Genomic DNA, 24,444 nt, shown 5'->3' on the forward strand with positions numbered 1-24,444 from the left:
TCTCACAGCTTGCCGCCCCGCCCGCCCTCGCGCCGCGCGGGCGCGATCAGCGTCGAGAGGTAGGGCAGCGGCCCGCCGTCCAGGTCACCGGCCGGCCGGATGGACTCCTCCGTGAGCCCCAGCGCCGACCCCCACACCGCGTCCTCGATCCGCCCGGTCTCCCGCAGCGCCTCGGCGACCTCGGCGGCCTGCCGCCCGAACTTGTACGCCACGACCGTCCCCGGCCCGGCCAGCGCGTCCTTCAGCACGGCCGCACCGGCGGTCACCGGCACCAGCGTCAACGGCTCGGTGCCCTCGGTGAGCACGGCGCCCGAGCGCGCGGCGAGATCCTGCATGGCGGTGATCCCCGGGACGGTCCCGATCTCCGTCCCCGGCACCAGCGCGGCGATCGTCTGCGCGAGATAGGTGAAGGTCGAGTACACGTTCGGGTCACCGATGGTCGCGAAGGCCACGCTGCCGTGCCGCCGCAGCAGCTCGGCGACCCGCTCCCCGGCCGCGTCCCAGGCGGCCTCCCGCCGCCCCCGGTCGGTCCGCTCGTTCAGCGCGAACACCACCCGGACGACCTTCTCGGGCGCCACGTAGTGCAGCACGGTCGCCTCGGCGCGCCCCCGCTCCCCGGTGTCCATCACGGGCACGACGACGACGTCGGCCGCCCGCAGCGCGTTGACGCCCTTCACCGTCACCAGCTCCGGATCCCCGGGGCCCACCCCGACCCCGATCAGCCTGCTGCGCTCGCTCATGACGTCCGGCACCTCTCCACGAACCTACGGGCCACACCGGGTTCGGCCGCCCAGTGCGTGTGCAGATAACTCGCGTGCACACCTTGTTGTACGAAGCCTTCGACGCGCGGCTCGGGGGCGCGCATCCCCCACGCCGGAGCCGCCCCGGCCCCCGGCTCGACGACCGTCCGGTGGAACTCGTGCCCCCGCAGGCGGGTACCGACCGGCGCCAGCACACTGTCGCTCACGGCGACCGCGTCCCGGTAGCCGAGGGTCAGCCGCTCCGACATCCGCGCGGCGGCGTCCAGCACCCCGCACATCGGCTGCCCGTCCAGCTCCCGGCACAGGTACAGCAGCCCCGCGCACTCGGCGGCGACGGGCGCGCCGGACTCCGCGAGCGCGGCGACCTCCTTGCGCAGGGGCTCGTTGGCGGACAGCTCGGCGGCGTAGACCTCGGGGAACCCGCCGCCGACGACCAGCCCGGCGGTGCCCTGCGGGAGGGAGTCGTCCCGCAGCGGATCGAAGACGACGACGTCGGCTCCGGCGGCGGTGAGCAGCTCGACCTGCTCGGCGTAGGAGAAGGTGAAGGCGGCGCCACCGGCGACGGCGACGACCGGGCCTCGCCTTTCAACTGACCGAGACGGGCGGTCGTGGGTGGGCAGGCCGGGGGTCCAGGGGGCGGCGCCCCCTGGTACGGCAAGGGCGGTACGGGCCAGCGCCTCCAGCGCCGCGAGGTCACAGCCGTCGGCGACCAGCGCGCCCATCGCCGCGACCGCCTCGACAGCAGCAGCCCGCCGTTCGGCGACGGGAACCAACCCGAGGTGCCGGGATGGGGTCTCCAAAGGCGCGGCCCGCCGCAACGCGCCGAGCACCGGCACCCCGGCCGACTCCAACGCCTCCCGCAGCAAAGCCTCGTGCCGGTCCGACGCGACCTTGTTCAGGATCACGCCCCCCACCCGCACCCCGGGATCCCAGGAGACGAACCCGTGCACCAGCGCCGCCACCGACCGCGACTGCGACGACGCGTCCACGACGAGCACCACGGGCGCCCCCAGGATCTTCGCGACCTGGGCGGTGGACGCCAGTTCTCCCTCGCCCGCCGCCCCGTCGTACATCCCCATCACGCCCTCGACGACGGCGAGGTCGCACCCGCGCGCGCCGTGCAGGAAGAGCGGAGCGATCAGCTCCGGCCCGCACAGGTACGCGTCGAGGTTGCGCCCCGGCCGCCCGGTCGCGAGGGCGTGATACCCGGGGTCGATGTAGTCCGGTCCCACCTTGTGCGGGGACACGGTGAGCCCCCGCGCGGCGAACGCGGCCATCAGCCCCGTGGCGACGGTGGTCTTGCCGCTGCCGGACGACGGCGCGGCGACGACCAGCCGGGGTACCGCAGTCACCACTCGATGCCCTTCTGGCCCTTCTGGCCGGCGTCCATCGGGTGCTTGACCTTCGACATGTCGGTCACCAGATCGGCGCACTCCACCAGCTTCTGCGGGGCGTTGCGGCCGGTGATCACGACATGCTGGGTGCCGGGCCGGTCCCGCAGCACCTCGACCACCTCGTCGGTGTCCACCCACCCCCAGTGCATGGGGTAGGCGAACTCGTCGAGCACGTACAGCCGGTACGTCTCGGCGGCCAGGTCCCGCTTGACCTGCTCCCAGCCCTCCCGGGCCTTCTCCTCGTTGTCCATCTGCGCGTCGCGCTGGACCCAGGACCAGCCCTCGCCCATCTTGTGCCAGTCGACGCTGCCGCCCTCGCCGGAGGCGCCCAGCACCCGCAGCGCGTTCTCCTCGCCGACCTTCCACTTCGCCGACTTGACAAACTGGAACACCCCGATGGGCCACCCCTGGTTCCAGGCCCGCAGCGCGAGCCCGAAGGCGGCGGTCGACTTCCCCTTCCCGATCCCCGTGTGCACGACCAGCAGCGGCCGGTTGCGGCGCTGACGCGTGGTCAGCCCGTCGTCGGGCACGACACTCGGCTGTCCCTGTGGCATCAGGCGACCCTCCTGCGTACGTCGTTCACCAGTCCTGCGAGGGAGTCCGCCCGCAGCTCGTCGAGCGTCACCGCCGTCCCGCCCAGTTCACCCGCGAGCTGTCCGGCGAGCCCGAGCCGCACCGGCCCCGACTCGCAGTCCACGACCACGGACGCCACGCCCTCGGCGGCGAACAGCCGGGCCGCCCGCCCCGCGAGCGCCACCGGCTCCGGCCCGCCGGTGGCCCGCCCGTCCGTGACGACCACGACCAGCGCCCGCCGCGCGGGATCACGCAGCCGCTCCACCCGCAGCACGTCGTGCGCCCTGAGCAGTCCCGCGGCGAGCGGAGTACGGCCGCCGGTGGGCAGCGACTCCAGCCGGGCCGCGGCGGCGTCCACCGACGACGTCGGAGGCAGCGCGACCTCGGCCGCGGCCCCCCGGAACGTCACCAGCCCCACCTTGTCCCGCCGCTGATAGGCGTCGAGCAGCAGCGAGAGCACGGCGCCCTTCACGGCGCTCATCCGCTGCCGCGCCGCCATCGACCCGGAGGCGTCCACGACGAACAGCACGAGGTTGCCCTCGCGCCCCTCCCGGGTCGCCTGCCGCAGATCGTCCCGGCGCAGCACCAGCCCCGGCCCCGACCGCCCGCGCGCCCGCTGGTGCGGCGCGGCGGCCTGCACGGTCGCCGCCAGGTGCAGCTTGGTCAGGGCGCCCCGGGGCCGCCGGGCCCCGGTGGTCCGCCCGTGCTCGGTCCGCGCCCGCGAGCGCCGCCCGGCGGCCCCCGCACCGATCCCGGGCACGCTCAGCACCTTCGCGCGGAACGGCTCGGCGGCCCGTACGGCCGACTGCTCGCCCGCGCCGGAGGCCTGCGGCTCACCGCCCTCGCCCTCCTCGGGCCGCGCCCCGGTGTCCCCGCCCCGCGGACCGGCGTCCGGAGCGGGCTGCCCGCCTCCGTCCCCGCCGCCACCCGGCCCGTCCGGATCGGGGTCGGGATCGGGGTCGTCGTCCCCGGAGAACTCCTCCAGCGTCCGGTCCAGCCTGTCCTCGTCGAGGCCCGGCGCGTCGAAGGGGTTGCGGCGCCGGCGGTGCGGCAGCGCGAGCAGCGCCGCCTGCCGCACGTCCTCGGCGAGGACGTCCGTCCGCCCGGCCCACGCGGCCAGCGCGGTCGCCGTGCGCGCCATCACGATGTCGGCGCGCATGCCGTCCACCTCGAAGGCCGCGCAGGTCGCCGCGATCTGCCGCAGCGCCCCGTCGCCCAGCCGCACCGACGGCAACAGCTCCCGTGCCGCCGCGATCCGGGCCCGTACGGCGGCCTCCTCGTCCGCCCACCGCGCGGCGAACGCCGCGGGATCGTCGTCGTGGGCGAGCCGCCGCCGGACGACCTCCACCCGCTGGTCGGGCTCGCGCGAGGCGGTCACCTCCACGGTCAGCCCGAACCGGTCGAGCAACTGCGGCCGCAGTTCGCCCTCCTCCGGGTTCATGGTCCCGACCAGCAGGAACCGCGCGGCATGCCGTACGGAGACCCCCTCGCGCTCCACGTACGAGGCACCCATCGCCGCCGCGTCCAGCAGCAGGTCGACCAGGTGGTCGTGGAGGAGGTTGACCTCGTCGACGTACAGGATCCCGCGGTGCGCGTCGGCCAGCAGCCCCGGCTCGAAGGCCTTCACGCCCTCGGCGAGCGCCCGTTCGATGTCGAGCGCGCCCACCAGCCGGTCCTCCGAGGCGCCCACGGGCAGCTCGACCAGCCGCGCCGGCCGGGTCTCGAACGCCCCCGGCTCGTGCGGCCCGTCCGGGCACCCCGGGTCGGGGGAGCCGGGGTCGCAGGAGAACCGGCAGCCGGAGACCACCTCCAGCGCCGGCAGCAGCGCCGACAGGGCCCGTACGGCCGTGGACTTGGCGGTGCCCTTCTCACCGCGCACCAGCACGCCGCCGACCGCCGGTGACACGGCGTTCAGCAGCAGCGCGAGCCGCAGGTCGTCCTGGCCGACCACGGCCGTGAACGGAAAGGGGATGCTGCTCACTGGTCGCCCTCCAGGTCGCCTTCCAGCTCCAGATAGGTGGCCCGCAGCCGCTCCAGGGTGTCGGCGTCCGGTTCCGCCCACAGCCCGCGCTCGGCGGCCTCCAGCAGGCGTTCGGTGATCCCGCGCAGGGCCCACGGGTTGGACTTCTTCATGAAGTCCCGGTTCTCCGGCTCGAAGACGTACTCGGCGCTGAGCTTCTCGTACATCCAGTCGTCGACCACCCCGGCCGTCGCGTCGTAGCCGAAGAGGTAGTCAACGGTCGCCGCCATCTCGAAGGCGCCCTTGTAGCCGTGCCGGCGCATCGCCGCCATCCAGCGCGGGTTGACCACCCGGGCGCGGAACACCCGGTGCGTCTCCTCGCCCAGCGTGCGGGTCCTCACCTGGTCCGGCACCGCGGAGTCGCCGACGTACGCCTCGGGGCTGGCGCCCGTCAGATGCCGCACCATGGCGACCATGCCGCCGTGGTACTGGAAGTAGTCGTCGGCGTCCACGAGGTCGTGCTCACGGGTGTCGACGTTCTTGGCGGCGACGGCGATCCGCCGGAACGCCGTCTCCATGTCCCCGCGCGCCGCCCGCCCGTCGAGCCCGCGCCCGTAGGCATAGCCGCCCCAGACGGCGTACACCTCGGCGAGGTCGGCGTCGCTGCGCCAGTTGCGGGCGTCGATCAGCGGCAGCAGACCGGCCCCGTACGCCCCCGGCTTGGAGCCGAAGACCCGGGCCGTCGCGCGCCGCCGGTCGCCGTGCGCGGCGGTGTCCTCGTCGGCGTGCGCCTTCACGAAGTTGCTCTCGGCCGGCTCGTCCAGCTCGGCCACCGTCCGCACGGCGTCGTCGATCAGCCCCACCACGTGCGGGAACGCGTCCCGGAAGAACCCGGAGATACGGACCGTGACATCGATGCGCGGCCGGCCCAGCTCGGCCGGGGGGATCACCTCGAAGCCGGTCACCCGGCGCGAGGCGTCGTCCCAGACCGGGCGGCAGCCCAGCAGGGCGAGGATCTCGGCGATGTCGTCGCCCTGCGTGCGCATCGCGGACGTGCCCCACACCGTCAGACCGACGGACCTCGGGTACGCGCCGGTGTCCTCGAGGTACCGCTGCACGAGCGAGTCGGCGAGCGACTGCCCGACCTCCCAGCTCAGCCGGGACGGGATCGCCTTGGGGTCGACGGAGTAGAAGTTCCGGCCGGTCGGCAGGACGTTGACCAGACCGCGGGTCGGTGAGCCCGACGGTCCGGCCGGGACGTAACCGCCGTCCAGCGCCTTGAGGATGTGCCCGATCTCGTCCGTGGTCCGCGCCAGCCGCGGCACCACCTCGGTGCACGCGAACTCCAGCACCGCGACGGCCTCGGGGAGTTCGGCGCCGAGGACGTCCCGCACCAGGGGCCGGGCGGCGGTGACGTCCCAGCCGCGCGCTTCCAGGCCCTCCGCGACCCGCCGGCACAGCTGCTCCAGCAGATCGATCGCGTCGGCCGCGGTCCGCGCCGGACCCTCCACCAGGTCCGACAGCTCCACCGGCACCTTCACCGGTGCCCCCGGCTCGGCCAGCAACTCCTTCTCCACCAGCCCGAAATGGGCCGCGAAGGAGGCCCGCAGCCCCGGCAGCGCGTTCGCCTGCCCGCCCCACACCTGCGAGGCGCGCAGCACGGCGAGCACCAGGTTCACCCGCGCCTCGTCGACCGGGCCCCCGCCCAGCACGTGCAGACCGTCGCGGATCTGCACGTCCTTGATCTCGCAGAGGTAGCCGTCGATGTGCATGACGAACTCGTCGAAGTCGTCCTCGTCCGGCTGCTCGTCGACGTGCAGGTCATGGTGGAGCTCGGCCGCCTTCACCAGCGTCCAGATCTGGGCCCGCACCGCCGGCGCCTTCACCGGGTCCAGGTCGGAGACGAGCGCGTACTCGTCGAGGAGCTGTTCCAGCTTCGCCAGGTCGCCGTAGGTGTCCGCCCGGGCCATCGGCGGCACCAGGTGGTCCACGACGGTGGCGTGCCCGCGCCGCTTGGCCTGCGTGCCCTCGCCCGGGTCGTTGACGATGAACGGGTAGATCAGCGGCAGATCGCCGAGGACCGCGTCCGGGGCGCAGCCGCGGCCGAGGCCGAGGCCCTTGCCGGGCAGCCACTCCATCGTGCCGTGCTTGCCCATGTGCACGATCGCGTCGGCACCGAAGCTGTTCTCCAGCCACCGGTAGGCGGCCAGGTAGTGGTGCGACGGCGGCATGTCGGGGTCGTGGTAGATCGCGATCGGGTTCTCCCCGAAGCCGCGCGGCGGCTGGATCATCACGACGACGTTCCCGAACCGCAGCGACGCGAGCACGATGTCCTCGCCGTCGACGTAGAGCGAGCCGGGCGGCTCGCCCCACGCCTCCAGCATGGCGTCCCGCAGCTGCGGGTCCAGCCGGTCGAACCAGGCCCGGTAGTCCGCGAGGGGCACCCGTGCGGGCGCGGCGGCCAGCTGCTCCTCCGTCAGCCACTCGACGTCGTGCCCGCCGGCCTCGATCAGCCGGTGGATCAGCTCGTCGCCCTCGGCGGGGTACGCGGTGAGGCCGTATCCGGCGTCCCGCAGCGCGTCCAGCACCCGGACCGCCGACGCGGGCGTGTCCAGCCCGACCGCGTTGCCGACCCGTGAGTGCTTGGTCGGGTACGCGGTGAAGACCAGCGCGATCCTCTTCTCGGCGTTCGGCTTGTGCGCGAGCCGCGCGTGCCGCACCGCGATCCCGGCGACGCGCCCGGCCCGCTCGGGGTCGGCGACGTACACCGGGACGCCGTCCGGCCCCTGCTCCTTGAACGAGAACGGGACGGTGATCAGCCGGCCGTCGAACTCCGGGATCGCGACCTGCATCGCCGCGTCCATGGGGGACAGGGCGGCGTCGGACTCGTCCCACGCCTGCCGCGAGGAGGTCAGGCACAGTCCCTGCAGCACGGGGACGTTCAGCTCGGCGAGCGCCCCGATGTCCCACGCCTCCTCGTCCCCGCCGGCCGACGCCTGCGAGGCGTGCGTGCCGCCCGCGGCGAGCACGGTGGCGACCAGGGCGTCCGTCCCGCCGAGGATCTCGTACAGCCCGGCGTCCGCCCCGCGCAGCGAACCGCAGTACACGGGCAGCGCGTTGGCCCCCTGCGCCTCGATCGCCTCGCACAGCGTGTCCACGAAAGCGGTGTTGCCGCTCAGCTCGTGGGCCCGGTAGAAGAGCACGCCGACGGTCGGCCGGCCCGCCTCCCGGGCGCGCTCCCCGTGGACGCCGTACTCGGGCATCTTCCGCGGCTCGACGAACCCCTCGCCGGTCAGCAGCACGGTGTCCGAGAGGAACCGGGCGAGTTCGGTGAGGTTGTCGGGCCCGCCCTCGACGAGGTACCGCAGCGCCTCGGCCACCACACCGGCCGGCACCGACGACTCGGCCATCAGCTCGGCGTCCGGCACGCTCTCCCCGCCCAGCAGCACGGTCGGGATCCCGGACGCCTTCAGCACGGCCAGCCCGTCCTCCCAGGCCCGCTTGCCGCCGAGCAGCCGTACGACGACGAGGTCCGCGCCGTCCAGGAGACCGGGCAACTCGTCCGTGACGTCGACGCGGGTCGGGTTGCCGATCCGGTAGCCGGCGCCGGTGGCGGCCCGGGCCGCCAGCAGATCGGTGTCGGCGGTCGACAACAACAACACAGTGCTCATGCGGGCGCTCCCGGTGGAATGAAAGGCAGTCCTTGCGGCGCGCCCGACTCGATGAGCCGCATCAGCGCGTCCGTGTCCGCGTGCTGTTCGATCAGATCGCCGAGCCGGTCGAGCTGCTCCTCGCGCAGCGCGGCGAACGAGGTGTCCGGCGCCGGCACGAACCGGCGGCCCGCGGCGGCCGCCACCTCGCGCAGGAAGGCCCGCCGGAAGCCGTCGGACTCCAGCGAGCCGTGCCAGTGGGTGCCCCAGGTCTGCCCGACCCGGACGCCGTCCAGGAAGGGCTCGCCCTCGCCTACCTCGGCGACCCCGTGATGGATCTCGTACCCCTCGACCGGCTCGCCGAGGGCCCGGCCGACCGGCCGGGTGAGGGTCTTCTCCCGGGCGAACCGCACCCGGACCGGCAGCACCCCGAGCCCGTCGACGTGCCCCCGCCGGCTCTCGACGTCGTCCTCGATGTGCTCGCCGAGGATCTGGAAGCCGCCGCAGATCCCGAGGACCGGCCGGCCCTCGGCGGCCCTGCGCCGCAGGGCCTCGGCGAGCCCCCGCTCACGCAGCCACTCCAGCGCCCGTACGGTCCCGCGGGTACCCGGGATCACCACCAGGTCGGCGTCCGCCAGCTCCTCCGGCCGGTCCACGAACCGCACCACGACCCCCGGTTCGGCGGCGAGGGCGTCCACGTCGGTGAAGTTGGACATCAGCGGGATCGCGCACACCGCGACCCGCAGCACGTCCTCGCCGACGGGCGGCGAGACGTTCGACTCCCGCACGGTCCCGCGCAGGGACACCCGCAGCCCGTCCTCCTCGTCGATCCCGAGCCCGTGCCGGAACGGCAGGACCCCGTAGGTCCGCCGCCCGGTCAGCCCGTGCAGCATGTCGAGGCCCGGCTCCAGCAGCGAGACGTCCCCGCGGAACTTGTTGACGAGGAACCCGGCGACCAGCCCCTGGTCCTCGGGGGAGAGCAGCGCCACCGTCCCGAAGAACGAGGCGAAGACCCCGCCGCGGTCGATGTCGCCGACGACGAGGACCGGGAGCCCGGCGCCCCGGGCGATCCCCATGTTGACGATGTCGGTCCGCCGGAGATTGATCTCGGCGGGAGAACCGGCCCCCTCACAGATCACCGCGTCATACGTGCCCCGCAACTCGGCGAGACAGTCGAGCACGGTCCCGAGGAGTTTCCGCTGCCGCCCGCCGTGATAGCCGCGCGCACTCATCTCGCCCACCGGCTTGCCGAGCAGCACCACTTGACTGCTCTGCTCGCCACCGGGCTTGAGCAGCACGGGATTCATCAGCGCGGTCGGCTCGACGCGGCAGGCCTGCGCCTGCATGGCCTGCGCCCGCCCGATCTCGGCGCCCTCCCGCGTCACGAAGGAGTTCAGCGACATGTTCTGCGCCTTGAAGGGCGCGACCTTGACGCCCTGGCGGACCAGCCACCGGCAGATCCCGGCCGTGACGACACTCTTGCCGGCGTCGGAGGTGGTGCCGGCGACGAGGAGACCCCCGCTCATGACCTGTGCCCCCTTGCGATGAGGCGCCCGGCGACACAGACGCCGAGCGCGAGCAGACCGACGCGCCGGGAGAGCCGTACGGCCCGCTCGATGTCGCCCGTGGCGACGGCGCGTCCTTCCCCGTTGAGCACGGGCCGGTGCTCGACCCGGCCGCCGTACGACAGCGTCCCGCCGAGCCGCACCCCGAGGGCTCCCGCGAACGAGGCCTCGACGGGCCCGGCGTTGGGGCTGGGATGCCGGTCCGCGTCCTGCCGCCAGGCCCGTACGGCACCTCGCGGATCGTCCCCGGCCAGCGCGGCGAGCCCGGCGGTCAGCCGTGCCCCCGGCCACCCGGCGACGTCGTCGAGCCGGGCCGAGGCCCACCCGAACCGCCGGTAGCGGGCGGACCGGTGACCCACCATCGCGTCCAGTGTGTTGACGGCCCGGAACCCGAGCAGCCCCGGCACCCCGCCCACCGCGCCCCACACCAGGGCCCCCACGACGGCGTCCGAGGTGTTCTCCGCGACGGACTCCACGACGGCCCGCGCGATCCCGTCGGCGTCGAGCGCCTGCGGGTCCCGCCCGCACAGATGCGGCAGCCGGGCCCGCGCCGCCCCGACGTCCCCCGCCTCCAGGGCCCGCCCGACGGTCCGGGCCTCGCGGACCAGCGAGGTCCCTCCGACCACGGCCCAGGTGGCGGCGGCGGTCAGTGCGACGGAGGCGGCGGGGGAGCGGCGTACGGCCCGCTCGGCGAGGGACCCGAGGGCGACCGCCCCACCCGCGCACACGGCGGTGTGCAGGGCGCCCCGTCCCCGGTGGTCCCGCCACAGCAGCCGCTCCACGGCAGCGGCGGCCCGCCCGAACGCGGCGACCGGGTGCGCCCGGCGGGGATCGCCGAGGAGCAGGTCACCGAGGAGGCCGGCGGCGGCGCCGTACGCGAAGACGCGATCGGCTCGCATCGGCTCAGCCGGCCGTGGGGGCGGGCAGCGGTCCTGGGCTGTACCCGAGAGCCCGCGGGCGGACCCTCGAACGGCAGGCGAGCATGGTGATATGTCCTCACTCAGGGTGTCCACGCCCTGGTTCGACGAGACCGGCGGCGAGAGTTCCTGGCTCCCGGGGCTACCTACCCCGGTGACAGTGGCGGGACCGCGCCGGATTCTCACCGGCTTCCTCTTCTGCCGCCGTACATGGCCCCGGCAGTCCACCACGCCCCCGGAAGGGCCGTCAACTTGCCGTTGACCTGCGCGGGGAGAGTGTGCAGAAGCCCACACGGGGGTGGTTCCCGACGTCATACGGGCAGGGCATGCGGAAGGGGTGCGGGACGGCGATCCGTCCCGCACCCCTTCGGAGTCGGCGCAGCGGGTCAGGCGACGATCAGTGAGATCCCGTACGCCACCGCCGCCGCGCAGGCCGCGAAGCACACGTACGCGCCCGTCACCGCGAGGCCGGCCGAGCCGCCCTCGGCGGTGGCCCGCTCCTGGCGGGACAGGCCCATGACGCCGAGGGTGAACAGGGCCACCAGGCCCACCGTGACCACGAGGCTGACGCCGAACACGGAGCCCAGGGCCGCCCAGTCGATGTCCATGCTGATTCTCTTCCTTCGTACCGGGTGGGCGGGCTCAGGCGGCCGGAGCCGTGGGCTCGGTGGTGGTGGCCGCCGGGGTGACCGTGGTGGCCGTCGCGGCCGGGGACGGGATGGTGGCCGTCAGGTCCTCGGTGACCGTGCCCGCGGGGGGCGGGGTGACCGCCGCGATCGCCGTGGTGACGACGCCGGGCGGCTCCTCGGTCGCGTTGACGTTCGAGGCGTCCACGACCTCGCGGCGGGAGACCTTCCAGATCGCGGCGCTGGAGGCGATCAGGAAGACCGCGACCACCGCGGTGCCCCAGTCGCCCAGGCCGGTGACCGACTCGGCCAGCGCGCCGACCAGGGCGGCCGCCGGGAGCGTCAGGCCCCAGGCCACGAACATCCGGGTCGCCGTCGACCAGCGGACCACACCGCCCGTGCGGCCCAGGCCCGCGCCCATCACCGAACCGGAGACGGAGTGTGTGGTCGACAGGGAGAAGCCGAGGTGGGAGGAGGCCAGGATGACCGTGGCCGCGCTGGTCTGGGCGGCGAAGCCCTGCTGCGGCTGAAGGTCGGTCAGGCCCTTGCCCATGGTGCGGATGATGCGCCAGCCGCCGAGGTAGGTGCCGAGCGCGATGGCCAGGCCGGCGGAGAGGATGACCCAGGTGGGCGGGTCCGAGTCGGGGGCGACGGCGCCGCCCGCGACCAGGGCCAGGGTGATGATGCCCATCGTCTTCTGCGCGTCGTTGGTGCCGTGCGCCAGGGAGACCAGGCCGGCCGAGGCGATCTGGCCCGCGCGGTAGCCCTTCGCCGCGGCCTTGCCGTCGGCCTTCCTGCTCAGGGTGTAGGACAGCCGGGTCGCGAGCATCGCGGCGACGCCCGCCACGATCGGGGCCGCGACGGCCGGGATCAGGACCTTGGTGACCAGCACGTCACCGTGCACCGCGCCCAGACCCGCCGAGGCGATGGTGGCGCCGATCAGGCCGCCCATGAGGGCGTGCGAGGAGCTGGAGGGCAGTCCCACCAGCCAGGTCAGCAGGTTCCAGAGGATCGCGCCGACCAGGGCGGCGAAGATGACCTCGGGACGGATGCCGGTCTCGTCGACGAGACCCTTGGAGATCGTGTTCGCGACCTCCACCGAGAGGAAGGCGCCCACAAGGTTGAGCACGGCGGACATGGCCACCGCGACCTTGGGCTTGAGTGCACCGGTCGAGATGGTGGTGGCCATCGCGTTGGCGGTGTCGTGGAAACCGTTCGTGAAATCGAACGCGAGTGCGGTGATCACCACAATCGCGAGGATCAGCGAGAAGCTTTCCATTTACCCAGGCAATCGTTCGAAGTCATTGGTTCGTTGAAGTTAAGTAACCTGAGTGAACGGAAGGTGAACTGGGATGGGCGTCAAGGTGTCCTTGTGGAGTGAGACACTCCTCACTCGGTAGCTCCCCGTGTCGAGTGCCTCGCGCACTGGCAGGATCGGGGGCATGGGTGAACATCTGAGCGACGAACGGCAGGCCTGGGCGGCGCTGGTGGCGACGGCCCGCCGCACCGTCACGGACGGCCTCGTCGTCGGGACCTCGGGCAACGTCTCCGTGCGGGTCGGCGACACCGTGCTCGTCACCCCGTCGGGCGTGCCCTACGACCGTCTCACGCCCGACGACGTCACGGGCGTCGACCTCACCGGCCGGCAGGTCCGCGGCACCCTCGTGCCGACCAGCGAGCTGCCCCTGCACCTGGCCGTGTACCGCGACACCGACGCGCGGGCGATCGTACACACGCACGCCGTGCACGCCACCGCCGTCTCGACCCTCGTCGCCGAGCTCCCCACCGTCCACTACATGGCCGGCGCCCTCGGCGGCCCCGTCCGGGTCGCCCCCTACGCGACCTACGGCACCGAGGAGTTGGCCGAGCACGCCCTGCGCGCCCTGGCCGACCGCACCGGCTGCCTCCTCCAGAACCACGGCACGCTCACCTACGGCGCCACGCTCGACCAGGCCTTCGACCGAACGGCCCAGCTGGAGTGGATGTGCCACCTCTGGCTCACCGCGTCCTCGGTCCCCGGCCACACCCCGACCCTCCTGACGCCCGCCCAGATAGCCGAGGCGGCCACCCGCCTACACACCTACGGCCAACGCTGACCCGCCCCCGATCCCCCCGACGGCCGCCCACGCCCCGGCTGCCCGCTTTCCGCCCGGTGACTCCGTCCCGGCTGCCCTTCCCTCGGCCGGTGCCTTCCTCCCGCTGCCTTCCCCTCGGACACCGGCTGTCCCGCGGTCCTTCCCTCGGCCGGTGCCTTCGTCCCGGCGCCTGTTCTTCAGCCGGTCGGGTCTCGCCGCCGCGACGGTGCCCAGCCCCAGACGGCGCATACGGGCGGTGCCGAACCTCCGGCACCTTCGCCGCCGCAGCCTGCCCGCCTTCGTCGCCCTCTCCTGCCGGTGGCGTCGCCTGTCGCCCTGTTTTGGGCCGGTGTTTTCGTCCCGGCGCCTGTTCTTCAGCCGGTCGGGTCTCGCCGCCGCGACGGTGCCCAGCCCCAGACGGCGCACACCGGCGGTGCCGAACCTCCCGCACCCCCGCCGCCCCTCACTCCCCCTCGCCCCTCACCTCACCCCGTGGCCCCCCCCTCGCCCCTCACAACCCACGTCGCCCCCACTGGCCGTCGAGAGGGATGGCCAGGACACTGGACGGGTGCGCACTGTCACCGCGACGGCCGCCGCCGTCACCGCAGCCCTGGCCGCCGGCGCCGCCAGTGTCGCCGCCGGCCGGCTCGCCAGCGACGCCGCCCTCAAGGCGCCGCCCGGCCGACCCCTGCCCACCGAACCCCGGCTCACCGTGCACGGCACCGCCGCCGGCCAGGTGACCCTCACCCGGCACCTCGCCAGCCTGCGCCCCGGGACCTACGGCCTCGCCGGCGACGGCTCCCACGCGGTCGTGGGCCCCGTCGTCGCCGGTGCCGCCCACTCCGCCGACACCGTCGTCCGCCGCCTCGAACGGGTGACGCACGGCACCCTCGACCCCGGCGACGCGGTCTGGCTCACCCCCAACCTCCACGTCGGCACCCCGAGCGGCACCCTGGGCCTCGACCACGCCGACATCGACGTACCCGGCGAACTCGGCAACCTGCCCGCCTGGTTCGTCCCCGGCGCCCGCCGCACCTGGGTCATCGCGGTGCACGGCCTCGGCACCACCCGCGAACAGGCCCTGAACCTCCTGGGCTTCCTGCACCAACGCCGCTTCCCCGTACTCGCCCTGTCCTACCGCGGCGACCTCGGCGCCCCCCGCCCCACCGACGGCCTCAACCACCTCGGCCGGACCGAGTGGCGCGACCTGGACGCGGCCATGCGCTATGCCGTCCGCTACGGCGCCGAGCGCCTCGTCCTGCTCGGCTGGTCCACCGGCGCCACCATGGCCCTGCGCGCCGCCGCCCGCTCCGGACTGCGCGACCTCGTCTCCGGGCTCGTCCTGGACTCCCCGGTGCTGGACTGGCCGTCCACCCTGCGCGCCCTGGCCGCCGCCCGGCACACCCCCGGCGTGCTGCTGCCGCTCGCCGTCCGCGCCGCCCAGGGCCGCACCGGTCTGCACACCACCCCCGACGGAGCGGGCGACGACATCGCCGACCCGGCCGCGCTCACCGTGCCGACCCTGATCTTCCACGGCCCCGACGACACCGTGGCCCCCTGGCACGTCTCCCGGCGCCTCGCCGCCCGCCGCCCCGACCTGGTCGCCCTCCACACCGTCGCGCAGGCCCCGCACGGCGCCATGTGGAACGCGGACCCCACGGCCTACGAAGAGGCCCTCCGCCGCTTCCTCACCCCCCTCAGCTGAACCGCGCGGCCCCTCCCCGCCGTACCGGTCCCGAAGGTTCCGTTTAAGCCCGTACCACTGGCCTGAACCCGTCTCCTCGGCGCTTCTCGGGCCCCGTGCGTTGGCCAGTCCCGTCGCCCGCGGTGACATTCCGTTTGGGTTTTCGGACCGTCAACCGGAAGACTGCCCCCGTGACGTCCCGTATCCCGCGCGACTCCAGGCTTCGACTCGTCCGCCCGCGACCCCTGGCCGCCGCCCCCACAGCTGTGAACCAGCGGCGCCCGCGCCGCCCCGCGCCCCGCCCCCCGGAGGGCACTCCGGCCCCGGCGGAGCTGGCCAGAATGGCACGCTCAGGTCTGGCCGCCGCGGCCCGTGTCGCGCGCTGGGCCGACGGCGTCCTCGGCCCCGGCGGTGACGCCGCGACCGCGGACGGCAAGGCCACGCTCTCCGACGCGACCGCCGAACGGGCGGCCCGCGATCTGGCCCTGACCCCCGATCAGGTCCGCCACGACTGGGACACCGCCCGGCTGGCGGGCCTCGTCGAGGTGCACGGCGACAGCGCCCGCCCCGGCTGGCGGCTGCGCGCCTGGGACCGCGACGACACCGCCGTCCTGCGCGGCTGGGTCGCCCTGTTCGACGCCTGGTCCCTCGCCACCCCGGAACCCGCCGAGGAGGAGCCCGCGGCCGTCGCCGAGGTGGTCTCGGCCATGCCCCAGGTGCTCTCCTTCCTCCAGCTGTCCGCCGGACCCGTCCCCGTGGACCAGCTGCTGGACCTGCTGCGCCAGCGGGTCACCGAGCTGCGCACCGAGCGCTGCGAGGTCCCCTACGCCGCCGACGCCGCCGGTCCGCCGGCCCCCACCGCCCCCGGCCCCTCCGCCGACGCCGACCCCGCGGAGCCCGCCCGGGACGCCGAGCTGGCCCCCCTGCTCGACTGGGCCCTGCACGCGCTCGCCTCCGTGGGCGCCCTCACCTGCGGCGACGGCCAGGCCACCCTCACCCCGCTGGGCAACTGGGCGGTGTGGGTCAAGCTGGAGCAGATCTGCGTCGCCGCGCAGAGCCCGGCCGGCAACATCGAGCAGTCCGCCGAGGACATGCTGCGCGGCTGCGCCCAGCTGCGCCCCAACGCCGCCCGCGCCGAGTACCGCGCCTGGCTCGCCGCCCGCCCCGTCGGCAGCGCCGTCACCGAGCTGCTCGTCGCCGCCCGCGGCGAGGACGCCCTGCTGCGCGGCCTGGCCTTCGAGGCGCTGCGCGTCGTGGGCGCCCCCGCCGAGCCCGACGTACGGGCGGTCGTGGACGTGGCGGCCCTCAGACCGTACGCGCTGCTCTGGCTCGCCGAGCACGACGGCGTCGACCCCGAGGACGCCCACGAGGTGCTCACCCGCGAGGAGGCCACCTGGCTGTGGGTCGACACCGCCGCCGCCGTCGCCGACCACGGCGAGGCCCCGATGCTGGTCCGGCACCTGGAGTCCGCGCTCCAGCCGACCGTGCCCGCGCTGCTCGCCGAGGTCCGCGCCGTGGGACACCCCCGCACCGTGCAGGTCCTGGTGGCGCTCGCCGCCGCGCACCCCGACCCGGCGCTGGCCAAGGCCGTCCGCCGGGCCGCCTTCCAGGTGCACACGGGCGGCTGAGCACCCGGCGGCAGGGCCGGCCCGGCCGGGGCCTCGCGGGGCCCCGGGCCGTCAGGTCTGGATGTCCGGCGCGTAGGTGCCGAAGCTCCAGAGGTTGCCCTCCAGATCGCGGGCCAGGTAGTCCCGGGAACCGTAGTCCTGGTCCGTCGGGGGCATCAGGACCTCGGCGCCCTGCTCCACGGCCCGGCGGTGGTGCGCGTCCACGTCGTCCACGACGACGTACACCCCGGTCGGGCCCGCGTCCTTCATGGCCGTGTCGAAGACCCCGCCGCGGCCCTTCGAGCCGAGCATCACCGCGCCGTTGCCCTGCACCAGCTCGGCGTGCATCACGGCCCCGTCCTCGCCCTCGTACACCGACAGCTCGGTGAACCCGAAGGCCTCGGTGAGCTGCCGTATCGCCGCCTTCGCGTCGGCGTACAGCAGCGTGGGGTAGACGCTCGGACGGCCGCTCGCGCCTGTCATGCAGATCACTCCCCAGTCAAGATCGAACACCTGAACCCAGAAAAAGTGCTTGCACGGGGCCGTTAGAATGGCCTCATGGCCATTCTCCTCGCGCATTAGACGGCGGGAACGTCCTCAGCCGCCCAACCCGCCACCGACCCCGCACAGGAGTCTGACCGTGATCTCCGCCTCCGGCATCGAGCTGCGCGCCGGTGCCCGCATCCTCATCGAGAGCGCCTCCTTCCGTGTCGCCAAGGGCGACCGCATCGGCCTGGTCGGGCGCAACGGCGCGGGCAAGACGACGCTGACCAAGGTCCTGGCCGGTGAGGGCATCCCCGCCGCGGGCCAGGTCACCCGCTCCGGCGAGGTCGGCTACCTCCCGCAGGACCCGCGCACCGGCGACCTCGACGTCCTCGCCCGCGACCGCATCCTGTCCGCGCGCGGCCTCGACGTCCTCATCCGCAAGATGCGGGAGAACGAACAGCGCATCGCAGGCGGCACGGGCGCCACCCGGGACAAGGCGATGCGCCAGTACGAGCGCCAGGAGACGGAGTTCCTCACCAAGGGCGGGTACGCCGCCGAGGCCGAGGCCGCCACCATCGCCGCCGCCCTCAACCTGCCCGACCGGGTGCTGGGCCAGCCCCTGCACACCCTCTCGGGCGGTCAGCGCCGCCGTGTGGAGCTCGCCCGCATCCTGTTCTCCGACGCGGACACGCTCCTGCTCGACGAGCCGACGAACCACCTCGACGCCGACTCGATCGTCTGGCTGCGCGACTACCTCAAGACCTACCGCGGCGGCTTCATCGTCATCTCCCACGACGTCGACCTGGTCGAGACGGTCGTCAACAAGGTGTTCTACCTGGACGCCAACCGCTCCCAGATCGACGTCTACAACATGGGCTGGAAGCTCTACCAGCAGCAGCGCGAGGCGGACGAGAAGCGCCGCAAGCGCGAGCGGCAGAACGCCGAGAAGAAGGCCGCCGCCCTGCACTCGCAGGCCGACAAGATGCGCGCCAAGGCCACCAAGACCGTCGCCGCGCAGAACATGGCCAAGCGCGCCGACCGGCTGCTCGCCGGTCTGGAGGCGGTGCGGGTCTCCGACAAGGTGGCCAAGCTCCGCTTCCCCGAGCCCGCGCCCTGCGGCAAGACCCCGCTGATGGCCGAGGGCCTGTCGAAGTCGTACGGCTCGCTGGAGATCTTCACCGACGTCGACCTCGCCATCGACAAGGGCTCGCGGGTCGTCATCCTCGGCCTCAACGGCGCCGGCAAGACCACCCTGCTGCGGCTGCTGGGCGGCGTGGAGCAGCCCGACACCGGCGAGGTCCGCCCCGGTCACGGCCTCAAGCTCGGCTACTACGCGCAGGAGCACGAGACCCTCGACCCGGACCGCACGGTCCTGGAGAACATGCGCTCCGCCGCCCCCGACATGGACCTCGTCGAGGTGCGCAAGGTGCTCGGTTCGTTCCTGTTCTCCGGCGACGACGTCGACAAGCCCGCCGGCGTCCTCTCCGGCGGCGAGAAGACCCGGCTCGCCCTCGCGACCCTGGTGGTCTCCTCGGCGAACGTCCTGCTGCTCGACGAGCCCACCAACAACCTCGACCCCGCCAGCCGTGAGGAGATCCTCGGCGCGCTGCGCACCTACAAGGGCGCGGTCGTCCTCGTCACCCACGACGAGGGCGCGGTGGAGGCGCTCCAGCCCGAGCGGATCATCCTGCTGCCCGACGGTGTCGAGGACCTGTGGGGTTCCGACTACGCGGATCTGGTCGCCCTGGCCTGACCGGGGACCTGATCCACGGCGTATGGATCATTCGGCCTAGCGGTGATCCATCATCTGTGTGAGATCTCCTCGTATCGAGGTGTGTCCTACATCCATGTCACGGCCGAGCCCCGCGATGACCGGGGGTCGGCCGTGGTGCTGCTCTGACCTGCTGCTTCTCGGAACAACCCGTTCGGCCGTACGAACATCGCAGGGTGGAATCACAGGTTCCAGTTGTGGGGACGCGCTCCTGTCGTCACAACGCTCTCGCACGGACCTTGCCGAATGGGTGGCCATCGGGCCCCGGAGGGGTGATCATGAGGGGACCAGAGCGCACTTCCCATGAGGAGGCACGGGTGGCCGAGACTCTGAAGAAGGGCAGCCGGGTGACCGGCGCCGCGCGCGACAAGCTCGCGGCAGACCTGAAGAAGAAGTACGACTCCGGTGCGAGCATCCGGGCGCTGGCCGAGGAGACCGGCCGCTCGTATGGCTTCGTACACCGGATGCTCAGCGAGTCGGGCGTCACGCTCCGTGGGCGTGGCGGTGCGACGCGAGGCAAGAAGGCCGCCTCGTCCTGACCCGGGCGGCCCGCCGGCTTCGATGGTGCCACCCGGTCGGTTCTCCGATCGGCCGGGTGGTTACTGTGCAGTCACTTAGCTGTTCACCAGCTGACCGCTGACTGACCGCACGCATCGGAGGCGCCCCATGGCCACGCCCGACCAGGAACTCGTTCCCCTGCTCGACCAGGACGGCGTACGGCTCACCGTCGACGACGCGCTCGCCACGGTGACGCTGACCAACCCGGCCAAGCGCAATGCGCAGAGCCCCGCGATGTGGCGGGCGCTCGCCGAGGCCGGGCGGCTGCTGCCGGGCTCCGTCCGGGTGGTCGTGCTGCGCGGTGAGGGCAAGTCCTTCTCCGCCGGCCTCGACCGGCAGATGTTCACGCCCGAGGGGATCGAGGGCGAACCCTCCTTCATCGACCTCGCGCGCAGTGGCGACGCCGACCTCGACGCCGCCATCGCCGGGTTCCAGGAGGGCTTCACCTGGTGGCGGCGCAACGACATCGTGACCGTCGCCGCCGTCCAGGGTCACGCCATCGGCGCGGGCTTCCAGCTCGCGCTCGCCTGTGACCTGCGCGTCGTCGCGGACGACGTGCAGTTCGCCATGCGCGAGACCAGCCTCGGTCTGGTGCCGGACCTGACGGGCACCCACCCCCTCGTCTCCCTCGTCGGCTACGGCCGGGCGGCCGAGATCTGCCTGACCGGACGGTTCGTCGGCGCCCAGGAGGCGGTGACCTCCGGGCTCGCGAACCTCGCCGTGCCCGCGCCGGAACTCGACGCGGCGGCACGGGAACTGGCCACGGCGCTGCTGGCCGCCCCGCGCGAGGCCGTGATCGAGACGAAGGCGTTGCTGCGCGGCGCCGCGGACCGCACCTACGACGAGCAGCGCGCCGCCGAACGGGCCGCACAGACGCGGCGGCTGCGCGACCTGGCCGGCCTCGGCGAATGAATGACGGGCGCCGCCCGTCAGCCCACCCCGGTCACCAGCACCGTGACCGTCGGGTGATCCGGTAGCGCCTGGCTCACCGCCGCGCGGACCTGCCGTGCCACGTCCACGGCCCGGTGGTCCGCGCCGACCGTGATCTCCACGCGGGCGTGCCGGTGCGGCAGCGCCACGGCGCCCGGGGAGGCGACGCTCTCCAGGCGCACCGCTCTGCCCAGCGCCCCGGTCAGGCCCGTCACCCCCGGCACGGACAGCGCCGCCTCCCCCGCGAGCGCTTCCCCGCCGGTGAGCGGCGGCCCGGTGGGCGCCGCGGCCGGGGGCGCCGCCGGCCGCGGGGCCGGCTCGTCCCCGTCGAGCAGGTCCGTCACCCGCAGGTCGACCTCCGTGACCGTCAGACCGAGCCGCCCGGCCGCCGTCGCCAGCGCCTCACGCACCCGGCCCGCCGTGGCGGGGAGCGGCCACGCGGGGGACGCCGCGAAGTCCGCCGTCACCCGAAGGGCCCCCGGCGGCAGCCCGCTCGGCGGAGGCGGTACGACGGGTTCCGCCGCATCGTCCGGGTCGGCGGGCGCCAGCCGCAGCACCCCGAGCCGCACCCCCGGTACCTCCCGGACCGCCGCCCGCAGGACGCCGTTCGCCGCCTCCTCCGTGATCCACGCCCCGTCGCGCGGACCGCCCAGGGGCACCAGCCTGCCCAGGCCCAGCCGCTGCCGTACCGCACTCGTCGCACTCGTCGACCCGTCCATTCCTCCAGCCTGCCGCATCCCGGGCGCGCGGCGGGGCAACCGCGCTTACCGTGGTCGAAGGGACGACGACCGAAAAGGACGTACGGCCATGACTGAGGCAACGGAGCAGGCCCGGACGCAGGGCACGGGCGGCGGCACGGAGACCGTCTCCGCCCGCAAGCCGACCCGGCGCGGCGGCGGTGACCCCTCGACCCGGGGGCGGACCACCATCGCCGACGGGGTCGTGGAGAAGATCGCGGGCCTCGCCACCCGGGACGTCGTCGGCGTCCATGCGATGGGCAGTGGTCTGAGCCGTACCTTCGGCGCGGTGCGCGACCGGGTGCCCGGCGGGGCCAAGTCCGTGACACGCGGCGTCAAGGCCGAGGTCGGCGAGGTGCAGACCGCGCTCGACCTGGAGATCGTCGTCGACTACGGAGTGTCGATCACCGAGGTCTCCCGGGACGTCCGGGAGAACGTGATCGCGGCGGTGGAGCGGATGACCGGGCTGGAGGTCGTCGAGGTCAACATCGCGGTGAGCGACGTGAAGCTCCCCGAGGAGGAGGACGAGGAGCCCGAGCCCCGCATCCAGTGACGTACCGGGACGTACCGGCCGACGAGCGGAGGAACACAGCATGAGCAGGGCCGTGATCGGAATGATCGCCGGCATGGCGCTGGCCTTCGCCGGATACTTCGGCGGATTCGGCGCCTTCCTCCTGGTGGCCGCCCTCGGCGCCGTCGGGTTCGTCGTCGGCAGGCTCCTCGAAGGGGACATGGAGGTCGGGGACTTCTTCCGCACACGTGACGACCGGCGCAGGTGACGGCCGTGAGCGAGGGGACGGGCGCGGCCCCCCGACGGCCCGCCGACGTCCCGCCCGGCGAGCGCGGCGCCACCCGTATCGCGGACCGGGTCGTGGCGAAGATCGCCGCCCAGGCCGCACTGGAGGCGATCCGCCCGCTGTCCCCCGGAGCGGCCCGCCCGCACGCCACCGTGGTGATCCACCACGACGCCGCGCACCTCCACGTCCACCTGGAACTCGACTACCCCACCGACCTCGGCCCCCGCTGCCACGCGGTGCGTCGACATGTCACCGAGCGGGTAGGCGCGTTGGTGGGAATGCAGGTTCCGGAGGTCGCCGTCCAGGTGGAGAAGCTGCACCTGACAGCGGCCCTCGGCGCGCCACACGGGAGGACGCGATGAGCGAGCCCCGGGGCCCGGAGGGCACCACCCCCCTGCCCGTCCTGGAGAAACCCCCGCGGGAGGGCGACCCGCCCGAGGCCTCCGGCACCGGCGAGGTGCACCGCTTCTGGTCCGCCCGCCGCGTCCCGGCCGCGATCGTGGCGGCCGCGCTGTTCGTCGTCACGGGCGCCTTCCTCTACGACGTCTGCGCGGTCCGGGCCGGCCGGCCCGCCCTCGCCTGGCGCCGCGAACTCGCCACCCAGCTCGCCGAACGCCCCCTCGACGACACCTGGGTGCTCGTCGGCGCCGGTGTCGCGGCGGCCCTCGGCCTGTGGCTGGTCCTGCTCGCCGTCACCCCGGGCCTGCGGTCCGTCCTGCCGATGCGCCGCATCCACCCCGACGTACGGGCCGGCCTGCACCGGGACGCGGTGGCGCTGGTGCTGCGCGACCGGGCCATGGAGGTCGCCGGCGTCCAGTCGGTACGGGTCCGCGCCCACCGGCGCCGGGCCGACGTCCGCGCGCTCTCCCACTTCCGCGACCTGGACGCCGTCCACGCCGACCTCGACACCGTGCTGACCCAGGCGATCCGGGGACTGGGCCTCGTACGGCCGCCGCGGCTGACGCTGCAGGTGCGGCGGCCCGGGAAGAAGGGGTGAGGAGCGTGCTCAGGACCGTCAACCGGGTGCTGCTCGGTCTCGTCGGACTGGTGCTCCTCGCCGTCGGCGGCGCGGTGCTGGCCGTGGGCCTCGGGGTCCCGCCGCCCTCCTGGTGGATCCACGACGGCCCCCACGACGTCCTGCTCAGCACCGCCGAACGCACGAAGTGGAGCGACGAGAGCTGGTGGTGGCCGACGGTCATCGCCGTCCTCGCCGTCCTCGTCCTGCTCGCGCTGTGGTGGCTCACGTCGGTGCTGCGCCGCCACCGGCTCGCCGAGGTCCTGGTGGACACCGGCGACGGCGCGGGCGCACTGCTGCGGGGCCGCGCCCTGCAGTCGGTGCTGGCGGCGGACGCGGCCGCCCAGGAGGGGGTGTCCGACGCCCAGGTCCAGCTGACGGGCCGCAGGGACGCCCCCGAGACCCGGGTCCGGCTGCGCCTCGAACCCCATGTGGACCCGGGAACGGCCCTGCGCGACCTGGCCGACCGGTCCCTGGCGCACGCACGGGACTCGGCGGCCCTGCACAGGCTCCCGGCGGACGTACGCCTGGCGGCGGCGAAGCACAAGGCGGCGAGGGTGACGTGAAGCCCCGGTCCCGGCCTCAGAACCCGTGCCGCATCCCGCCGTCCACCGGCACCATGATCCCGGTGAGGTAGGACGCGGCCGGCGACAGCAGGAACGCCGCCGTCCTGCCGAACTCCTCCGGCGTGCCGTACCGCCGCAGCGCGATCCGGGACTCGTTCGCCGCCCGGGTCGCCTCGGGGTCGGCCGACAGCCCGTCCAGCTCCCGCACCCGGTCGGTGTCGATCCGCGACGGCAGCAGCCCCACGACCCGGATGCCGCGCGGCCCCAGCTCGTCGGAGAGCGACTTGGCGAAGCCCGCGAGCCCCGGCCGCAGCCCGTTGGAGATCGTCAGCCCCGGGATCGGCTCGTGCACCGACCCGGACAGCACGAACCCGATCACCCCGCCCGGCTCCAGCTCGGCCGCCGCCGCCCGCGCCATCCGCACCGCCCCGAGGAACACCGACTCGAACGCCGCCTGCCACTGCTCGTCGGTGTTGTCCGCGACGAACCCCGGCGGCGGCCCGCCCACGCTCACCAGCACCCCGTCCAGCGCGCCGAAGGTCTCCCGGGCCGTGGCGATCAGTCGCTCCGCCGCCCGCGGGTCGGCGTTGTCGACGGCCACCCCGGCCGCGTTCGGCCCCAGCTCGGCCGCCGCCCGCGCGACGCGCTCCTCGTCCCGCCCCGTCACGACCACCTTCGCGCCGTCCGCGACGAGTTCGCGCGCCGCCGCGTTGCCGAGTCCGCGCGTGGCCCCGGTGACGACGTACACCCGGTCCTTCAGTCCAAGATCCAT

Annotated in this window: 23 protein-coding genes and 1 riboswitch; of the genes, 11 read left to right on the top strand and 12 right to left on the bottom strand. The window is 74.1% G+C overall.

Translation table 11 applies throughout. The features are described 5' to 3' along the window. Positions 1-2: 2 nt before the first annotated feature. The 9 genes from cobI to AQJ58_RS37410 form a co-directional block, all read right to left on the bottom strand. Complete coding sequence (cobI, locus tag AQJ58_RS37370; RefSeq protein WP_234360430.1) at positions 3-740, bottom strand: precorrin-2 C(20)-methyltransferase; 738 nt, start codon at positions 738-740, stop codon at positions 3-5. Beyond that, positions 737-2,116 carry a cobyrinic acid a,c-diamide synthase CobB gene (locus AQJ58_RS37375; protein ID WP_067258702.1) on the bottom strand — a complete coding sequence of 460 codons (1,380 nt, stop codon included), beginning with the start codon at positions 2,114-2,116 and terminating at the stop codon, positions 737-739. The genes cobI and AQJ58_RS37375 overlap by 4 nt, the downstream gene beginning before the upstream one ends. Further along, complete coding sequence (cobO, locus tag AQJ58_RS37380; RefSeq protein ID WP_067258704.1) at positions 2,110-2,709, bottom strand: cob(I)yrinic acid a,c-diamide adenosyltransferase; 600 nt, start codon at positions 2,707-2,709, stop codon at positions 2,110-2,112. Before cobO ends, AQJ58_RS37375 begins: the two co-directional genes overlap by 7 nt. Continuing rightward, positions 2,709-4,709, bottom strand: coding sequence for a putative cobaltochelatase (locus tag AQJ58_RS37385; RefSeq protein WP_067258706.1), 2,001 nt, complete (start codon positions 4,707-4,709; stop codon positions 2,709-2,711). Before AQJ58_RS37385 ends, cobO begins: the two co-directional genes overlap by 1 nt. Continuing rightward, positions 4,706-8,359 (bottom strand): cobaltochelatase subunit CobN, encoded by a 3,654-nt coding sequence (gene cobN / locus AQJ58_RS37390; protein WP_067258707.1) that lies wholly within the window; start codon positions 8,357-8,359, stop codon positions 4,706-4,708. The genes AQJ58_RS37385 and cobN overlap by 4 nt, the downstream gene beginning before the upstream one ends. Next, positions 8,356-9,864: a cobyric acid synthase gene (locus tag AQJ58_RS37395; protein WP_067258709.1), complete on the bottom strand. Its 1,509-nt coding sequence runs from the start codon at positions 9,862-9,864 to the stop codon at positions 8,356-8,358. The genes cobN and AQJ58_RS37395 overlap by 4 nt, the downstream gene beginning before the upstream one ends. Beyond that, positions 9,861-10,802 carry a cobalamin biosynthesis protein gene (locus AQJ58_RS37400; protein ID WP_067258711.1) on the bottom strand — a complete coding sequence of 314 codons (942 nt, stop codon included), beginning with the start codon at positions 10,800-10,802 and terminating at the stop codon, positions 9,861-9,863. Before AQJ58_RS37400 ends, AQJ58_RS37395 begins: the two co-directional genes overlap by 4 nt. 121 nt (positions 10,803-10,923) lie before the next feature. After that, positions 10,924-11,056: riboswitch (cobalamin riboswitch) on the bottom strand. A 150-nt stretch (positions 11,057-11,206) separates the two neighbouring features. Then, positions 11,207-11,428, bottom strand: coding sequence for a hypothetical protein (locus AQJ58_RS37405; protein WP_067258713.1), 222 nt, complete (start codon positions 11,426-11,428; stop codon positions 11,207-11,209). Between the two features lie 34 nt (positions 11,429-11,462). Further along, entirely contained in the window at positions 11,463-12,725 is a 1,263-nt protein-coding gene (locus AQJ58_RS37410; RefSeq protein ID WP_067258715.1) for an inorganic phosphate transporter, read from the bottom strand. Positions 12,726-12,888: 163 nt separating this feature from the next. Here AQJ58_RS37410 and AQJ58_RS37415 point away from each other — a divergent pair, with 163 nt between their 5' ends. The 3 genes from AQJ58_RS37415 (at position 12,889) to AQJ58_RS37425 (ending at position 16,833) form a co-directional block, all read left to right on the top strand. Next, positions 12,889-13,542 (top strand): class II aldolase/adducin family protein, encoded by a 654-nt coding sequence (locus tag AQJ58_RS37415; RefSeq protein ID WP_067258716.1) that lies wholly within the window; start codon positions 12,889-12,891, stop codon positions 13,540-13,542. A 547-nt stretch (positions 13,543-14,089) separates the two neighbouring features. Further along, positions 14,090-15,226: an alpha/beta hydrolase gene (locus tag AQJ58_RS37420; protein WP_067258718.1), complete on the top strand. Its 1,137-nt coding sequence runs from the start codon at positions 14,090-14,092 to the stop codon at positions 15,224-15,226. A 170-nt stretch (positions 15,227-15,396) separates the two neighbouring features. Beyond that, positions 15,397-16,833 carry a hypothetical protein gene (locus AQJ58_RS37425; RefSeq protein ID WP_199844779.1) on the top strand — a complete coding sequence of 479 codons (1,437 nt, stop codon included), beginning with the start codon at positions 15,397-15,399 and terminating at the stop codon, positions 16,831-16,833. Between the two features lie 51 nt (positions 16,834-16,884). Here the strand turns inward: AQJ58_RS37425 and AQJ58_RS37430 are convergent, their stop codons facing one another. Then, positions 16,885-17,295, bottom strand: a complete 411-nt coding sequence (locus AQJ58_RS37430; protein ID WP_067258723.1) for a VOC family protein — start codon at positions 17,293-17,295, stop codon at positions 16,885-16,887. A gap of 157 nt (positions 17,296-17,452) precedes the next feature. Between AQJ58_RS37430 and AQJ58_RS37435 the strand changes: the two genes are divergently transcribed. From AQJ58_RS37435 to AQJ58_RS37445, 3 genes are all read left to right on the top strand, one after another. Next, positions 17,453-19,051, top strand: coding sequence for an ABC-F family ATP-binding cassette domain-containing protein (locus AQJ58_RS37435; protein ID WP_067258725.1), 1,599 nt, complete (start codon positions 17,453-17,455; stop codon positions 19,049-19,051). Between the two features lie 335 nt (positions 19,052-19,386). Then, positions 19,387-19,608: a helix-turn-helix domain-containing protein gene (locus tag AQJ58_RS37440; RefSeq protein ID WP_004002281.1), complete on the top strand. Its 222-nt coding sequence runs from the start codon at positions 19,387-19,389 to the stop codon at positions 19,606-19,608. A 127-nt stretch (positions 19,609-19,735) separates the two neighbouring features. Continuing rightward, positions 19,736-20,539, top strand: coding sequence for an enoyl-CoA hydratase/isomerase family protein (locus tag AQJ58_RS37445; RefSeq protein WP_067258727.1), 804 nt, complete (start codon positions 19,736-19,738; stop codon positions 20,537-20,539). 17 nt (positions 20,540-20,556) lie between these two features. Here the strand turns inward: AQJ58_RS37445 and AQJ58_RS37450 are convergent, their stop codons facing one another. Continuing rightward, a complete protein-coding gene (locus AQJ58_RS37450) occupies positions 20,557-21,276 on the bottom strand; it encodes a nucleopolyhedrovirus P10 family protein (RefSeq protein ID WP_067258731.1) in 720 nt (239 codons plus the stop codon). A gap of 88 nt (positions 21,277-21,364) precedes the next feature. On the opposite strand from AQJ58_RS37450, the gene AQJ58_RS37455 reads away from it, so the two are divergent. The 5 genes from AQJ58_RS37455 to amaP are packed head-to-tail and all read left to right on the top strand — an operon-like array spanning position 21,365 to position 23,672. Next, the gene (locus tag AQJ58_RS37455) at positions 21,365-21,847 is read left to right on the top strand and encodes an Asp23/Gls24 family envelope stress response protein (RefSeq protein ID WP_067258732.1); all 483 of its coding nucleotides are present in this window, start codon (positions 21,365-21,367) and stop codon (positions 21,845-21,847) included. Between the two features lie 40 nt (positions 21,848-21,887). Beyond that, a complete protein-coding gene (locus AQJ58_RS37460) occupies positions 21,888-22,073 on the top strand; it encodes a hypothetical protein (protein WP_067258738.1) in 186 nt (61 codons plus the stop codon). After that, the gene (locus tag AQJ58_RS37465) at positions 22,070-22,453 is read left to right on the top strand and encodes an Asp23/Gls24 family envelope stress response protein (RefSeq protein WP_067258739.1); all 384 of its coding nucleotides are present in this window, start codon (positions 22,070-22,072) and stop codon (positions 22,451-22,453) included. Before AQJ58_RS37460 ends, AQJ58_RS37465 begins: the two co-directional genes overlap by 4 nt. Beyond that, positions 22,450-23,088, top strand: coding sequence for a DUF6286 domain-containing protein (locus AQJ58_RS37470; RefSeq protein ID WP_067258740.1), 639 nt, complete (start codon positions 22,450-22,452; stop codon positions 23,086-23,088). Before AQJ58_RS37465 ends, AQJ58_RS37470 begins: the two co-directional genes overlap by 4 nt. Beyond that, positions 23,085-23,672, top strand: a complete 588-nt coding sequence (gene amaP / locus AQJ58_RS37475) for an alkaline shock response membrane anchor protein AmaP (protein ID WP_067258742.1) — start codon at positions 23,085-23,087, stop codon at positions 23,670-23,672. Before AQJ58_RS37470 ends, amaP begins: the two co-directional genes overlap by 4 nt. Positions 23,673-23,688: 16 nt before the next feature. Here the strand turns inward: amaP and AQJ58_RS37480 are convergent, their stop codons facing one another. Next, complete coding sequence (locus AQJ58_RS37480; protein WP_067258744.1) at positions 23,689-24,444, bottom strand: SDR family oxidoreductase; 756 nt, start codon at positions 24,442-24,444, stop codon at positions 23,689-23,691.

The sequence above is a fragment of the Streptomyces sp. DSM 15324 genome (assembly GCF_001514285.1).
In the GTDB taxonomy this organism is placed as follows: Bacteria; Actinomycetota; Actinomycetes; order Streptomycetales; family Streptomycetaceae; genus Streptomyces.

Coding starts and splice junctions, on each gene's coding strand:
- cobI (WP_234360430.1), bottom strand. CDS start 740: ATGAGCGAGCGCAGCAGGCTGATCGGGGTCGGGGTGGGCCCCGGGGAT.
- cobO (WP_067258704.1), bottom strand. CDS start 2,709: ATGCCACAGGGACAGCCGAGTGTCGTGCCCGACGACGGGCTGACCACG.
- cobN (WP_067258707.1), bottom strand. CDS start 8,359: ATGAGCACTGTGTTGTTGTTGTCGACCGCCGACACCGATCTGCTGGCG.
- AQJ58_RS37395 (WP_067258709.1), bottom strand. CDS start 9,864: ATGAGCGGGGGTCTCCTCGTCGCCGGCACCACCTCCGACGCCGGCAAG.
- AQJ58_RS37400 (WP_067258711.1), bottom strand. CDS start 10,802: ATGCGAGCCGATCGCGTCTTCGCGTACGGCGCCGCCGCCGGCCTCCTC.
- AQJ58_RS37405 (WP_067258713.1), bottom strand. CDS start 11,428: ATGGACATCGACTGGGCGGCCCTGGGCTCCGTGTTCGGCGTCAGCCTC.
- AQJ58_RS37410 (WP_067258715.1), bottom strand. CDS start 12,725: ATGGAAAGCTTCTCGCTGATCCTCGCGATTGTGGTGATCACCGCACTC.
- AQJ58_RS37415 (WP_067258716.1), top strand. CDS start 12,889: ATGGGTGAACATCTGAGCGACGAACGGCAGGCCTGGGCGGCGCTGGTG.
- AQJ58_RS37430 (WP_067258723.1), bottom strand. CDS start 17,295: ATGACAGGCGCGAGCGGCCGTCCGAGCGTCTACCCCACGCTGCTGTAC.
- AQJ58_RS37445 (WP_067258727.1), top strand. CDS start 19,736: ATGGCCACGCCCGACCAGGAACTCGTTCCCCTGCTCGACCAGGACGGC.
- AQJ58_RS37450 (WP_067258731.1), bottom strand. CDS start 21,276: ATGGACGGGTCGACGAGTGCGACGAGTGCGGTACGGCAGCGGCTGGGC.
- AQJ58_RS37455 (WP_067258732.1), top strand. CDS start 21,365: ATGACTGAGGCAACGGAGCAGGCCCGGACGCAGGGCACGGGCGGCGGC.
- AQJ58_RS37460 (WP_067258738.1), top strand. CDS start 21,888: ATGAGCAGGGCCGTGATCGGAATGATCGCCGGCATGGCGCTGGCCTTC.
- AQJ58_RS37470 (WP_067258740.1), top strand. CDS start 22,450: ATGAGCGAGCCCCGGGGCCCGGAGGGCACCACCCCCCTGCCCGTCCTG.
- AQJ58_RS37480 (WP_067258744.1), bottom strand. CDS start 24,444: ATGGATCTTGGACTGAAGGACCGGGTGTACGTCGTCACCGGGGCCACG.